12 protein-coding genes and 1 pseudogene are annotated in these 14439 nt (G+C 66.7%); 6 read left to right on the top strand and 7 right to left on the bottom strand.

Annotated elements, in window-relative coordinates:
- Nucleotides 1-99: 99 nt before the first annotated feature.
- The 3 genes and pseudogenes from ID554_RS21345 to ID554_RS21355 form a co-directional block, all read left to right on the top strand.
- Nucleotides 100-514: pseudogene (locus ID554_RS21345) on the top strand (dihydrofolate reductase family protein); the annotation flags it as partial.
- A gap of 424 nt (nt 515-938) precedes the next feature.
- Entirely contained in the window at nt 939-1514 is a 576-nt protein-coding gene (locus ID554_RS21350; RefSeq protein WP_117226400.1) for a dihydrofolate reductase family protein, read from the top strand.
- A gap of 126 nt (nt 1515-1640) precedes the next feature.
- Nucleotides 1641-2558, top strand: coding sequence for an IS5 family transposase (locus tag ID554_RS21355; protein ID WP_191088595.1), 918 nt, complete (start codon nt 1641-1643; stop codon nt 2556-2558).
- Here the strand turns inward: ID554_RS21355 and ID554_RS21360 are convergent.
- Entirely contained in the window at nt 2553-3317 is a 765-nt protein-coding gene (locus ID554_RS21360; RefSeq protein ID WP_117231429.1) for a helix-turn-helix domain-containing protein, read from the bottom strand. The genes ID554_RS21355 and ID554_RS21360 overlap by 6 nt on opposite strands.
- Nucleotides 3318-3341: 24 nt before the next feature.
- The gene (locus ID554_RS21365) at nt 3342-3809 is read right to left on the bottom strand and encodes a MarR family winged helix-turn-helix transcriptional regulator (RefSeq protein ID WP_117231430.1); all 468 of its coding nucleotides are present in this window, start codon (nt 3807-3809) and stop codon (nt 3342-3344) included.
- 178 nt (nt 3810-3987) lie between these two features.
- Here ID554_RS21365 and ID554_RS21370 point away from each other — a divergent pair, with 178 nt between their 5' ends.
- A complete protein-coding gene (locus ID554_RS21370; protein WP_117230052.1) occupies nt 3988-5145 on the top strand; it encodes an ISAs1 family transposase in 1158 nt (385 codons plus the stop codon).
- Nucleotides 5146-5250: 105 nt separating this feature from the next.
- Here ID554_RS21370 and ID554_RS21375 read toward each other — a convergent pair whose 3' ends face one another.
- Together ID554_RS21375 and ID554_RS32505 are read right to left on the bottom strand one after the other, a co-directional pair.
- Nucleotides 5251-6771 (bottom strand): alpha/beta hydrolase, encoded by a 1521-nt coding sequence (locus tag ID554_RS21375; protein WP_117231401.1) that lies wholly within the window; start codon nt 6769-6771, stop codon nt 5251-5253.
- A 345-nt stretch (nt 6772-7116) separates the two neighbouring features.
- A complete protein-coding gene (locus ID554_RS32505) occupies nt 7117-7245 on the bottom strand; it encodes a hypothetical protein (RefSeq protein ID WP_263407299.1) in 129 nt (42 codons plus the stop codon).
- Between the two features lie 104 nt (nt 7246-7349).
- On the opposite strand from ID554_RS32505, the gene tnpC reads away from it, so the two are divergent.
- Complete coding sequence (gene tnpC, locus ID554_RS21380; RefSeq protein ID WP_117231431.1) at nt 7350-8810, top strand: IS66 family transposase; 1461 nt, start codon at nt 7350-7352, stop codon at nt 8808-8810.
- Between the two features lie 76 nt (nt 8811-8886).
- Here the strand turns inward: tnpC and ID554_RS21385 are convergent, their stop codons facing one another.
- Nucleotides 8887-9468: a transposase family protein gene (locus ID554_RS21385; RefSeq protein WP_223884173.1), complete on the bottom strand. Its 582-nt coding sequence runs from the start codon at nt 9466-9468 to the stop codon at nt 8887-8889.
- A 739-nt stretch (nt 9469-10207) separates the two neighbouring features.
- Between ID554_RS21385 and ltrA the strand changes: the two genes are divergently transcribed.
- Nucleotides 10208-11458 (top strand): group II intron reverse transcriptase/maturase, encoded by a 1251-nt coding sequence (gene ltrA, locus ID554_RS21390; RefSeq protein WP_223884174.1) that lies wholly within the window; start codon nt 10208-10210, stop codon nt 11456-11458.
- Nucleotides 11459-11817: 359 nt separating this feature from the next.
- Here ltrA and ID554_RS21395 read toward each other — a convergent pair whose 3' ends face one another.
- Together ID554_RS21395 and ID554_RS21400 are read right to left on the bottom strand one after the other, a co-directional pair.
- A complete protein-coding gene (locus ID554_RS21395) occupies nt 11818-12312 on the bottom strand; it encodes an SAM-dependent methyltransferase (RefSeq protein WP_117231236.1) in 495 nt (164 codons plus the stop codon).
- Nucleotides 12313-12340: 28 nt separating this feature from the next.
- A complete protein-coding gene (locus ID554_RS21400; protein ID WP_191088597.1) occupies nt 12341-13678 on the bottom strand; it encodes a tetratricopeptide repeat protein in 1338 nt (445 codons plus the stop codon).
- Nucleotides 13679-14439 lie beyond the last annotated feature (761 nt).

Genomic DNA, 14439 nt, shown 5'->3' on the forward strand with positions numbered 1-14439 from the left:
GTCGATCAAGGAGTTTGGGTCATGGAGGGGTGGCTGGAGGGCACAAACTCCTTGATCAACCTCTGGTGGGTGGAGGTGGGGGTGGGGGTGGGGGTGGGGGTGACGCGCGAACTGGTGTGGATCGGATTCATCTCGATCGACGGGATCGTGGACTCGCCCGGCGGTACCGTCGAGGGGCCGCTGGGGATGGGTGTTCCGGACGGAGTTCGACGCCGAGTCGTACTCGCTCAAGAGTGAGGAACTCGCGGAGACCACCGCGTTGATGTTCGGACGCCGCAGTTACGAGGCGTTCGCACCGATCTGGCCGCAGTCTGAGGACCACGTGGCCTACCGGGATCTGCCGAAGTACGTGGTGTCATCGACGCTCGGCGAGGACGCGCTGGTTGGCGACTGGGGCGATCAGCACGTCCTGCGCTCAACGGACGATGTCGCCGCGCTCAAGGAGACCGAGGGCGGGGTGATCTTCGTACATGGCAGTGCGGAACTCGCGCGCTGCCTGGCCGAGGCTAGCGTTGCGCGAGTCGGTCGCCTACGGCAACGGCGTGCTCAAGGCCGGCTACGACGTCCTCGCGCTAGCGCTAGCGGATCGGGGTCTTCTCGCCCTGGTCTAGGTCGGTGGGGAGTTCTGTTGTCGTCGGAGCGACAACAGAACTCCCCACCCTCCCCAGGATCACAAGCACACCGCCGCCCCGGCACCGTCCGACAGACTTGGAAACTTGATCAAGAAGTTTGGTCGCGAAGGGAGAGGACGGAGGGCGCGAACTCCTTGGTCAGCTCTGGTGGGCCCGGTCCGTCGGGTGGGCGTCGGTCGTCCGGGGGTGGTGTCGGTTTCGTACAAGACCGGTGGGGGTGGGGGCGATAGCGTCACTCGTGTGGCGCGGGGTGTGGGAGCTTCGGGCCGAGGTGCAGGTGTTACGAGGACCGAAGCGGAGACTGTGGTGACGCGCGAACTGGTGTGGACGGGATTCATGTCGATCGACGGGATCGTCGACTCGCCCGGCGGTACGGTCGAAGGGCACCCCGCTGGGGGATGGGTGCTCCGGACCGAGTTCGACCCCGAGGCGTACTCGCTGAAGGGTGAGGAACTCGCCGAGACCAGCGCGTTGATGTTCGGACGCCGCAGCTACGAGGCGTTCGCACCGATCTGGCCGCAGTCCGAGGACCACGTGGCCTACCGGGATCTGCCGAAGTACGTGGTGTCCTCGACGCTCGGGGAGGACGCGCTGGTCGGTGACTGGGGTGATCAGTACGTTCTGCGGTCGATGGACGACGTGGCCGCGCTCAAGGAGACCGAGGGTGGGGCGATCTTCGTACACGGCAGCGCGGAACTCGCGCGGAGCCTGGCCGAGGCCGGGCTGATCGACCGGTACCACCTGCTGGTCTTTCCGGTGCTGCTCGGCGACGGCAAGAGCGTGTTCCCCCGGCGGGAGCAGCGGGAGCAGCGGCTAGCGCTGCGCGAGTCCGCCGCCTACGGCAACGGTGTGCTCAAGGCCGTCTACGACGTCGTCCGCTAGGCCGTGTGTCATAAGTGCCCGTGGCCCTGCTGTGAGGTGATCGGCTGGGTGTGTCGGTGATCGATATGCGGTGAGGTCTCCGGTAGATGGGTTATCGACCAAGACAACCATCTGCACGGAGACCTCGTGGCCAGCGTAGTGGTGACGAGGCGGCACGACCTGACCGACGCGCAGTGGGCGGTGCTGGAGCCGTTGCTGCCCGGGCGGAAGAAGCCGGGTCGGCCGCCGAAGTGGAGCAAGCGGCAGCTCATTGACGGGATCAGGTGGCGGGTCCGTACGGGTGCGCCGTGGCGGGACGTGCCGGACTGCTATGGGCACTGGCGCACGGTGTACGGGCTGTACCGACGCTGGCAGCGGGCGGGGGTGTGGGCGGGGATCCTGGCCGGGTTGCAGGGTAGGGCCGACGCGCTCGGGTTGATCTCCTGGGACGTGAGTGTGGACTCCACGATCGTGCGGGCGCATCAGCACGCCGCCGGCGCCCGCCGGGACAGTCACACGCAGGTCGAGCCGCCGGGCGGCAGCAGCGCCGCCGAGCCGGCGGATCACGCGCTGGTCCGGTCCCGGGGCGGTCTGACGACCAAGCTGCACCTGGCCTGCGAGCAGGGCCGTATGGTGCTGGCGTTCGTCATCACCGGTGGGCAGCGCGGCGACAGCCCGCAGTTCACCACTGTGCTGGACCGCATCCGGGTGCCTCGTCTCGGTGTCGGGCGGCCCCGGTGTCGGCCGCAGCGGGTCCTGGCGGACAAGGCGTACAGCAGCAAGGCCAACCGCACCTACCTGCGGCGCCGTGGTATCGGCTGTGTCATCCCGGTCAAGGCCGACCAGGCCGCGAACCGTCGTAAGAAGGGCTCGGCGGGTGGCCGGCCACCCGCCTTCGACCCCAGCGCATACCGGCAGCGTCACGCCGTGGAGTGCGGCATCAGCCTGCTCAAACAGCACCGTGCCGTGGCTACCCGCTACGACAAACTCGCAGTGCGCTACGAAGCCACCGCCACCATCAGCATGATCGACAACTGGCTCCGGCGCCTCGAACGGCACTTATGACACACGACCTAGTGCCGGGAACGCGACGTCGTCGGCTAGTGCCGGGAACGCGACGTCGTGGGCTAGCGCCGGGAGCGCGATCGCGCCGCCGGCGCCGCTGCGGAGTTGACCGGCGGTACGCCCCACGTACCGTCGCAACGCCCGCGCGAGATGCGGCTCGTCGTAGTAGCCGAGCCGGTCCACGACGGTGCTGACCTGTGCGCCCGCCGACAGCAGTTCCGCGGCGGCCCGGACGCGCCCGATCTGCGCGACTGCGCCCCGGGTGAGGCCGGTGGCGGCCCGGAAGCGGCGCTCCACGGTGCGGCTCGCGGTGGCTGCCAGGCTGCCGTCCAGTGTCGCCTGCACCAGCGGGTCGCGCACCAGCACGCCGGCGCGGACGAGCCTCGCCACCAGGGCCTCGGCGTCGTCGTCGACACGCGGCGTGTGCCAGCGCTCGCCGTCGAGCCAGAACCGCCCGGAGGTGGTGTCGGGCAGCTCGATCCCCGAGTTCAGCAGCGTCGACGTGGGTGCCGTCCGCAGCACGGTGCCGACCGCGAACTGGACGCCGACGAACCGGGCCTCCTGCGGTACGGGTGCCGAGTCGGTGCGGTCCTCCGGGCCGACGACGGCGGCGAACGGCGTACCCCTGGACTCCCAGAACACGAGCCCCCAGGTCTCGCTGGCGACGGACGTCATCTGCGAGACCTGGGTGCTGTGGCTGGTCCACACCGAGGAGATCCACGGTGAGTCCGAGGAACGCGACGTGCTCACCAGCCCCACGCCGGCAACACTACGACGTGGCTGTCAGTCCACCGCGCCGCCGGTGTTGCGGATCAACTGGCGGAGCACCTTGAGGGCCGCCACGTAGTCCGCGTCGTCGATGCCCTCATGGATGCGGGCGCGGATCGACGGTGCGTGCTGCTTGAGGCTGACGCGCGCCTCCTCGCCCGCGTCGGTGATCCACAGCCGTCCGTCACCGTCCCGGGTCAGCCACCCGCGCTCCTGCAACACTCTCGCCTCGGAGTCCAGATCGTCCTCGGGGCGCAGGTACGAACTCATCGCCTGTTCGAGTTCGGGCACCGTCATCCCGCTGCCGTCCGGCCGCAGGTCGTGCACGGAGAGGTTGCGCAGCAGCCAGAACTGCGGCTGCGTGAAGCCGAGCTCGACGTGCCGGGCACGGGTGAACGTGATCAGCGACGTGTACGCGACGCCCGTCCAGTAGGCGGCGGGCTGCGCGGCGAGCTCGGTGTCGGAGAGCTGTTCCGTCGTCATGGGTCTTCCTCCAGGGCGTTCGCAAGGTAGTGAGATGACCGGATTGCCGATTGTGGGGTAGTCACGCCGGTTCCGGCGGGTACGTGAGAGAGCGCGGCCTTCTGGTGATCATTCAGGTGTCTAGACTGGATGATCGAGGAAGACCGCGCTCGTGGAAGCATCATTGTTGATCGGCGGGTTGTCCGCACGCCTGGGTGGCGTGTCGCCGTTGTCGGAGCGGGACACGCCGGGGTTGCTGCAGGTCCTTGCCGAGGTGCCGGACCCGCGTGATGCCCGGGGTCGGATCTATGCGCTGCCGGGGCTGCTCGCGATGGCGATCGCGGCGGTGCTCTCGGGATCCAGCCGGGTCGTGGAGATCGTCGAGTGGGCTGCGGATCTGCCGGACGCGGTGTGGGACCGTCTCGGCGCGGCCCGCGACGCCTTGACCGGGGCCCGGCGGGTGCCTGATGACGGCACGCTGGGCCGGGTGCTGGCCGGCATCGACGCCGACGCGTTGGATGCCGCGGTGTGTCGCTGGCTGCTCGGCCGGGCCGGTGTGACCGGGCGGGGTCGGCGGGTGATCGCCGTTGACGGCAAGACGCTGCGTGGCAGCGGCCCGGCCGGGTCTCAGGCGCACCTGCTGGCCGCGTTGGACCAGGCCGAGCAGATCGTCCTGGCGCAGATCGACGTTAATGGGAAGACGAATGAGATCAGCCGGTTCCAGCCGTTGCTCGACGGTCTGGACCTGGCCGGGGCGGTCATCACGGCGGACGCGCTGCACACCCAGCGCGAGCATGCCCGCTGGCTGGTCGAGGACAAACACGCCGGATACGTCTTCGTCGTCAAGCGCAATCAGCCACGGCTCTACCGACAGGTCAAGGCCCTGCCCTGGGGGAAGATCCCCGCCCTGGACGCCACCCGTGAGCGCGGGCACGGCCGCTACGACATCCGGGAGTTGCAGGCGGTCACCTGTCTGGGGCCGCTCGCGCTGGACTTCCCACACGCGGCCCAGGCCCTGCGTATCCGGCGCCGCCGACACAACCCGGCCACCGGACGTTGGTCCACCGTCACCGTGTACGCGATCACCAGCCTGACCGCAGCCGCGGCCGGTCCCGCTGACCTGGCCGACTGGCTACGCGGACACTGGGCCATCGAGGTCCTTCACCATATTCGCGACACCACCTACCGCGAGGACGCCAGCCGGCTACGCACAGGCAACGCGCCTCGCGCCCTGGCCACCCTTCGCAACACCGCGATCAGCCTCCTCCGCCTCAACGGCGCCACCTCGATCGCAGCAACCCTGCGCCGAAACAGCCGAGATCCATACCGATCCCTACAAATACTCGGACTCACCTAGAACGGACATACCTCGACCTTGCGAACGCCCTGGGTCTTCCTCCGAGTGCAGAACGGATGGAGGAGGAACATAAAACCTCACGTCTGATTCAGGTCAAGACGCCGGTCACTGCTCCACGGCCGGGCACCGGGTGCCCGGTGGCGGCGTCTTGACGTGGATCAGGTACCGCGTGGTGGCGTCACCGACGCAGTCGCTGCCGAACGAGTAGACCCCGTGCCCCGCGCCGTCGTAGGTCAGCAGGGTCGCACCCGACTGACGGGCCACGTTCCGAGCCCACTCGTGCGGCGTGACCGGGTCGTACCGGCTGTTGAGCACCAGCACCGGCGGCACGCCCTTCCACCGCAGCGGCGCCTGCGGGTTGCGGACCTCGGTCGGCCAGCCCAGGCAGGCCATCGTCGAGCCCCACGCCTGGAGGTTGACCTTCATCTCCGGTGCCACCTCGGCCAGCCGGTCCTGGTACGCCCGCAGTTGCTCGACGTCCCGCACCGGCAACCGCCAGTCCTGGCAGAAGATGGCGAGGCTCGGATCCTCGACCGGCTCCTGCCCCGGCTCTTGCTCCGGCTCTTGCTCTGTGATCGCCGTCCGCGCCGTCGTCGGGCGGGCGGCGTCCGTCGTGGGGCCGGGCTCGCCCGCCGACAGGCTCACCAGCCGCTCCGACAACTGCGTCCAGTACGGGCCGAGGAACGTCCACTGGATGTCGTCCAGCAGATCGGTCGGGCTCATCGTCCGCGAGCTGCCCGGGTCGACCAGCTCACCGCGTTCGGCCTTGGCGTACAGGTCCCGGAAGACCGTGCGGGCATCCTGGCCGTGCAGCGCACACTCGGTCGAGCTGCGGCACCACTCGACGTACCGGTCGAAGCTGTCCTGCGTCGCCTTCGTCTCGCTGCGCAGGAACTCCCAGGTGGTGGCCGCGCTGTGGTCCATCGTGCTGTCGAGCACCATCGCCCGCACCCGCTGCGGGAACAGCGTGGCGTACTGCTGGCCCATCATCGTGGCGTACGAGTTGCCGTAGAAGGTCAACTTCTTCTCGCCGAGCGCGGCCCGGATCGCGTCCATGTCGCGGGCGACGGTCCGGCTGTCGAGGAAGTCCACGTGCGGGCCGCTGTGCTCCCGGCAACTCTCGCCGTACGCCCGGGTCCAGGCGCGCAGGCCGTCGAACTCCTCGGCGGTGGTGGGGAACAGCTCCGGCTCCGGGCCCTCCGGCACCTGACACCGGATCGGGTCGCTGCCGCCCACGCCCCGAGGATCGAAGCCCACCACGTCGAAGCGGCGGCGTACCTCGTCACTGAAGCTGCCGCCGATGCCGCCGAGGATGGCGTCCTGCAACCCCGAGGCACCCGGTCCGCCGGGGTTGGTGAGGATCGTGCCGATCCGCGCGGTCGGGTCCGTGGCGGCACGCCGGGCCAGCGCGATGTCGATCGTCGGCCCGTCCGGTTCGGACCAGTCGACGGGTACGGTCACGCTGCCGCACTCCGCCTCCGGCTCGTCGGCACACGGCTCCCACGCGATGCCCGTACCGGCGGCGGGTGCCTCGGTCCGTGGGTTTGCCTGGGCGGGTGTGATGCCGAGCGCCACCACGGTCGCCAGCGCGGCGACCGCCGTACCGGTCAGCGTCTGTCGTCTCACGTCACAGCCTCCGTCTCTCGCGGTCCTCCCGTGCCCGCCGGAGTCCAGTGGCGTCCGGGCCGCTATACACACAGGCTATACACACAGTTTCTAATCCGCGATTCGAGATCAAAATGCCTGGTCATTGCGCTGGACCGCGCCCACCGCTCCGAAGTCGTCGATGCCTTGACCCGTTTTCATGACGTCGGGTTCGCCTACGTCGAGGACGACGCAAGCCTTGCTGGACGAGCGGGCATAGCAAGATTCTGAGACGGTCTTGCTGATCTTATGTGCGGGCTGTTCAAAGCGCTCTGATAATTCTTTCACTGTGAATGAGAGGGAGCCGTCGTCTTCAGTGAAGTTATCTCAACAAGATTCGGATAGGTATTTGTATTCGAAGTGGGTCAGGTGTAATGCGGCGGCGACGATGTCGCCGATTCGGCGTGGGCTGATGTTCGTGTGGCGGAGCGTCTTCCAGTAAACATTCAGGGCCACTCCGGGTGGTGGCCGTGAGTGGCTGTCTGTGATTGACGGGCTGGGTCGATCTTGACGGTGTGTCGATGCGCGGCCGGGTGCGATCGATGTGTTGTGATCGGTGGGTGCCGGGCTTGGAGGAGTTGTCGCGCGAGGAGTTGATCGGACTCACGCGACGGCTGATCGTTCAGGTGGAACAGTTGACCCAGGCGAACCGGGAGTTGACTGATCGGGTCGCGCGGTTGGAACGCCTGGTGTCGCGTAACAGTGGGAACTCGGGGATGCCGCCGTCGAAGGATGATGATCCGGGACGGACGCCGCCGGCGGAGGTGTCCACGCCGGTGCCGGCAGCCGGTGCTGGTAAGCGGTCGCGGGGTAAGCAGCGGGGTGCGCCGGGTGCGCAGCTGTCCTGGTCACCGTTTCCGGACGGCATTGTGGATCATTTTCCGGGCGGGCCGTGTGGATGCGGATCGGATCTGGCATCGGCGGCTGATCTGGGGGTTTACGCCTCGCATCAGCAGGTCGATGTGCCGGCGATGACGGCGACGGTCACCCAGCATGATCGGCACGCGGTGCGCTGCGGGTGCGGGGCGATGCACGTGGCGGCCCGCCCCGAGGGGGTGCCGGACGCAGGCGTCTCGTACGGGCCGAATCTTCAGGCGTGGTGCGTCTATCTGATGGTGGTGCACGCGATTCCGGTGGCCCGGTGCGCTGACCTGGTCGCCGCGTTGACCGGCTCGCGTCCGTCGGACGGGTTCGTCCACGCGTTGATCGGCCGGGCCGCGGCGGGGGTGGCCGAGTCGAACCGGATCATCCGCACGCTGATCGCCCTCGCGCATGTGGTCTCCTGCGACGAGACCCCGATCCGGGTCGGTGCCCGCAAGGTCAAGAAGTACCTTCTGGTCGCCTGCACCCGCCTCTACACCTGGTACCTGCTCGGTGACCGCAGCCTCGACACGTTCAAGGTGTTCGTCCTGCCGGACCTGACCGGGGTGGTCGTGCACGACCGTTACCAGAACTACGACGCGAAGATCTTCGCCCACCTGGTCCACCAACTCTGCGTAGCCCACCTGATCCGCGACTGTCAGGACGCCGCCGAGACCTACCCCGACGCGCACTGGCCGATCCAGATCCGCCAGGCGCTACAGGGACTCGTCCACGCCGCGAACCTCGCCCGCGCACAGAACCTGCCCGCGATCGGCGAACACATCGCCGGCCCGCTGATCGACGCCTACCGGCACGGCGTGCGGATCGGGCTCAAGGAGGTCGCCCGGGTGGACGGCCGTAAACAGCCGAAACACCGGGCACTGCTGGAAGACCTCCACGACCGAGAAGCCGACATCCTGCGATTCACCACCGACCTGCGCATCCCACCCACGTCGAACCAGGCCGAACGCGACCTACGGCCCGCGAAGACCCAGCAGAAGATCTCCGGACGGCTCACCAGCGAGAAGGTCACCGAACACCGCTACGCCATCCGCGGTTACGTCTCCACAGTGACCAAACACGGCGCGGATGTCATGACCGCCATCCGCGACGCCATCCTCGGCCGACCCTGGACACCACCCGCCTGGGCACCCGGCTAACCCACCACGAGCAACGACCGCCACCACCCATCACACACTGCCACCAACGGCTACGTCATGGAGTGGCCCTGAATGCTTACTCGGCCAGGGCGGGCAGGTCGAGTTCGGCGGCGGACCAGTTCAGGGCGGCGGTGACGCCGAGTTCGCGGGCGCAGCTGGTGTCATGCAGATGCCCGGGCATCGCCGCCGATGTCCAGATCGGTAGCCCATCCGGGCGCATGACGGCTTGGATGTTCGCGCCGAAGTCGCGGTGCTTTCCCGAATACCAGGCGTCGATGGTCTCGCCCTTGACGGACAGGGTGGTCTCGGTGAGCCGGTCGCAGTCGAACAGTTTGCCGTCGAGGATCACGTGGGACCAGCCGTCGGCGGCGGCCCGACGCAGAGCGGTGTGCAGGTCGGTCGCCTGGGCGGCGAGTACGGCTACGCCCTCGTCGCGGTAGCGGTAGGCGGTGGCCCGGGAGATCCCGAATCCGGCGGCCAGCAGGGTCAGGTCCTCGGCTTTGCGGAACCAGATGAGCACGAGAAGTGCCTGGTGGAAGCAGGTCAGGGCGCGGGTGTCACGCCGGGTTCCGCGGGCTCGGCGTTCGGCGGCCAGCAGCCGGCCGAGGTACTGCACGAGTTCCCTGGGGACATCGATCATGGCACGATAGGCGATCACGCGGAGTCCTCATGGTGTAGGTGATCTTGTGGTGAGAACTACCTACCGAGGACTCCGCGTCCTCTTCCAGCACCGTCCGATCTCAACAGTTTCGCCCGTGTCGCACCAATCAACACATTCGCGTCGCTGAGATCAGCTCTTGTGAACACGAACGTGGAAAGCGAGGCAAAGATTGATGACGGTCTCGTGGACTGCGGTGCTGTATGGGAGATGGAGGTTGTTTGGCCCTCCGGAGCCGGCTTGCGGAAGCAGGCTTCAAACCACCACGAGGGGCGTTGGCTGAAGACCGTCGTCCTGAGCGTCGTTGGAGAAGGCGTGACTGTGATCGCGTCAGGTATGGACCGGGAAGATGAGCGATGAACGTCGAGTTCTCTGCCGTTGACGTGTCGAAACTCAGTCAGACGACATCAGAACCGAGGCCGGAGGTGAGTCTCGGGATGAGCCTGGGGGATATCCGCTTACTGCCCAGGTGGTGTCCGGCATATAGGCAGCATGAGCCCGGTCCAGGCTCTCATACGGAACGTGTGAAGGCGGACCCCGATACTGTCCGTCGGTTGACCGGCGGCGAGAGGGAGGACTCCAAGCGGAGGAGACCGCGAGGAGCAGAGTACCGATGCGGGGCCGCTGGCGGACTCGCCCGTAGTAGCTGTGAACCGCCTGCGTATCGCAGTGGGTCGGGGAGCGAAGGGGCGGGGTCGTTCAGGCTGGTTTGTGCGGTCAACCGTGAGGGAGGAACCGCGTGAGTCAGCCAGGGTTGACAGGCAAGTCGCACGATATCCCAAAGCGGCTGATCTGGGCCGCGTGGTTGAAGGTGAAAGGTAATGGCGGAGCGGCCGGGGCCGACGGAGTGACGATCGAACAGTTCGAAACGAGGTTGGCTGACAACCTCTACCGGCTGTGGAACCGTATGTCGTCGGGCAGCTATTTCCCCGGCCCGGTCCGGGCGGTGGAGATCCCGAAGAAGGGTGGGGTCAGGATTCTGGGCATTCCCAGCGTGGTTGACCGGGTGGCGCAGACCGCGGCGGTGCTGGTGCTGGAGCCGGAGGTGGAGAAAGTGTTCCACGACGACTCCTACGGCTACCGTCCCGGCCGGTCACCGGTGGACGCGGTGCGGGCGTGCCGGCAGCGGTGCTTCGAGAGGGACTGGGTCGTCGATCTGGACGTCAAGGCCTTCTTCGACTCGGTGCCGTGGGATTTGATGCTTAAGGCGGTGGCGCGGCATACGACCCAGTCGTGGGTCATGTTGTATGTGGAGCGCTGGCTCAAGGCGCCGATGCTGATGCCCGACGGAACTTTGGCTCATCGGGAAAAGGGAACCCCGCAGGGCGGGCCGATCTCTCCGTTGATCGCTAACGTCTTCCTGCACTACGGCTTCGATACCTGGATGGTCCGGGAGTTTCCCCGGATCGGGTTCGAGCGGTTCGCGGACGATGTGGTGGTCCATTGCGTGACCGAAAGTCAGGCACAGTATGTGCGCCGGGCGATCGGTCGTCGGTTTGCGGATATCGGGTTGCAGTTGCATCCTGATAAGACGCGCATTGTGTACTGCAAGGACGACCGCCGCCGGCTGAACTATGAGCTGGTGACGTTCGCGTTCTGCGGGTACGCGTTTCGTCCCCGTAAGGCCTGGGACAAGATACGGCAACGTCGGCGAACAGGGTTCCTGCCGGCGGTGGCCCCGGGGAAGCTGACCGATATGAGCCGCAAGGTAGCGTCCTGGCGGTTACATCGACACACGACCTGGAACCTGAACGATCTCGCGGAAGAAGTGAACCCAGCCCTACGTGGTTGGCTGAACTACTTCACCGCGTTCTATCCGAGCGCGGTCATCCCGATCGGCAAGCGCGTCGACCGTCATCTGATGCGCTGGGCAAGGTGGAAGTACAAGCGACTCAAACCCAGCCAAGCCCGTACGCGTGCATGGTTACAAGAGGTCCGAAAACGAAAACCCGGCCTGTTCGCGCACTGGACGCTGCGGTACACGACCTGACAACCGAACGGCACGAGCCGGATGAGTCGAGAGGTTCACGTCCGGATCTGTGGGGGACGGCGGGTGAGACTCCCGCCGTCTACCCGGCAGTAGCCCAATACATCGAGCAGAGATCAGCAAGTGTAGGATCCTCAGCTTCGGCCTCGACCTTGAACTCCGGTACGAGACCTCCCTGGCCGTTCGTTAACCCGCCCTGGGACTTACAAATGCTCGGCAGGTAGGTTGCGTTTCCATTTCAATTCGACGGCTGCGAGTCATGTCGACAGCCAGTCGAGTGCTGGCCCTAGCGATTAGCTTTCGGGTGAAGTGGCAGATCGAAGTGGTCTGCCCACCCGAATATGTCGTCCTTCAGATGTTCGCTATTTCTGATTCTCGATCGGCGGCGAAAAGTAGAGTCCCAACATCTGAGTTGTCCAGTCGGCTTGGCGAACTTCCCCTCGCGGGCCGAATTCCGAGAACCAAGGCTTGATGTCAAAGACGGGGGTGCCGCTTACCGCATCCAGATCCTCAACGTGAAGGTCAAGACCGTCAACTTTGATGAGGCGGCACCGGGATACGCCTAGCCAGTTGATGCGGCGCATGTTGCGGTGGCCGAAGATGCCTACCTCGGGCCACTCGGGGTTGTCTCTCGGGCGGCGAGCACCAAGATGCAGATCGGTAGGATCTGTGAGGTGGAAGCGGAAGACGATTTCTAGGTGAGAGAACTCATCAAGCCCTTTGGTGGCAGCCGGCGAGAAGCGTTCGCCATCGATTCGGACGATCGCTCGGCTGCCGCCCCAGTAGTCGTCGGTCGGCTCGGTTCGCCCGCCTACGACGTGCGCAATGGGTTCGACGGTGAATCTTTCGGCTGTCATCGCGGCCTCCGGTCTTCGGGGTTGCTGTTTAGGCGAACGTTGCCAGGTAGCTCTTCGCTCGCGTGTCGATGTCTCGGACTGCTCGGATGTTGCGGCGCGTGTAGGGGGCAAGGATGGCGCGCATGTCGACGGCAACTTGGCGTGTACGGCCCGAGCGGACGCCGTCCATCGCGTCCAGCGCGCGGGACCACGTCCCGCAGGCTTCCTCGATCTCGCCCTGTCGTGCCTGCACTGCTCCCATGTATCCGAGGGTGACTGCATGGGTGCGCGTGAAGGCCGAGGCTTTCCGGGTCCTCACGCTGCGGCGGAAGTGTCTCGCCGCGCCCGCCAAGTCGCCCGTATCGCGAAGTGCGCAGGCGGTCTCGTGAGCCAGGCTGGCTTCCGCGAAGAAGAAGACCCTCCCGGGTTCGTCGTCGCCTTGGCTGGCGGAGGAGAGGTCATCCTCAGCACGGAGTAGCGCGCGGGCGGAGCGTTGTTTCTCGCCGTTCACCGCGAGCGCGCGAGCGTAGACAACGCCGAGTAGTGCGCGCTCTCTTGGGGACGCGGACTCGTAGCGCTTACCGTCGACGGAAGCCGCCGCCAGGTCGAGAGCGTGCTTGTGGTGCCCGAGGTCGACGGCCTGGTGCGCCATGGCACGTAGGACGTGGCCTGCCATCGCCGGGTTATCGGCTTCGGCGGCCAGCTTCACTGCCACGTTGAAATAGTGCTGGCCGACGTTGTGTTCGCCGTTGTCGAATGCCATCCAACCCGCCAGGTAGGCCAGTTCGCTGGCAGCGGTGAACATGTCACGTCTGAGATTTTCGTCGGCGTACCGTCCGCGTAGGTAGGTCGCCACGTCGGAGGTGAGGTACTGGACGACTGCCGAGCGGGCGTGTCCGCCACCTCGCCGTTGGTCGACGCGTGAGAACAGCGAGACCATGTCGATCACTGCCTCGACGTCGCCCTTGCTGACGTGCCGGCCAGCTGCTGCGCCGCGTGTCTGGCCGCGCTCGGCCATGTGCGTCCACCAGCGATCGGACGGCAGCGCCAGCGCGGCGAGCGAGTAGGCGGCAGTGCTGAGAACGCGTCTGCGTTCAGCGTCCACGTCGACTCTCCCGAGTTCGGTTAGCGCTGACAGCGTATCGACCTGCCAACCGAGCATGTCCGCTGAGGACAGCGGTTGGCCGGGCAACCCGATCTCGTCAAGAGTGACAACCCGACCGAGCTTTCGAGACAGCGCTTCACAGAGCAGCACAGGTGCGCGGCCTGAGGGCTTGGAGCCAGCGATCCAGTGTGAGACGTGGGAGCGGCCCACTCCGACGAACTCGTTGGCGTTGCTCTCTTGGGCGACGCGGACCAGCGCTCGTGCAACCTCAGCATGGGACATGCCTGCTTCCGCGATGACGGCTGCGAGCTTGGCGTTGCCGGGTCCTGGTTGCGGCACAGCGCCCCCCGCCTTAGTCGATCTTTCACCACGTTCACCGCTTCGACGTGCGTCACAGCGTACCTACGGGCTGTGGTTTGCGATTCGCTATAGGTACGTAAGACAGCGGCCAACCTGGTGCACATTAGGCCATATCGCCTCCGTCTTGCATAACCGGAGACCGCAACGGGCTCCCCATTGCTACGAGCGGTGCGCGCCGTGGTGGTGGGCGATGGGCGGGGCACGCCGTGTGATCAGCGTGGATGGATCCACGCGGCGTGCCCCACCCCCTTGGAGGCAGATCACGTGACGACTTACCTCGGTGGTGGTCAGGTCGACATCGCGCAAGCCGAGCTGAACCGGCACGCGGTATCGAGTGCAGATGGGCGGTGCATCGGCTGCGGGTCGCTCGGGTCGTGCTCTGTCCGTGACAGCGCCGTGCGGGTGTTCCGCATCGCGCTGCGTCTACCGCGCCGGGTCCCGGGGCGACGCGTCCGGAGTTGATCGGCGCACGACGGGTGGGCGGACCGCACTACTTCGGCGCTGCGCCACGGACCGCTGCCGAGCCGGCCCCTTCTCATGGATGACGACGATGACCTGGTCCGTCCCAGGCACCGCCCGCACCGGTCGCGCCGCTTCCCTGGCGGTCGGCCATGTGCCTGCCCAACCTGCCGCACCGCGCGCAAGGGGCGCCGGCCTTCTCCTGCGCCAATGTGGCCTACCTA

It is taken from the genome of Micromonospora craniellae (assembly GCF_014764405.1).
Classification (GTDB): Bacteria; Actinomycetota; Actinomycetes; order Mycobacteriales; family Micromonosporaceae; genus Micromonospora; species Micromonospora craniellae.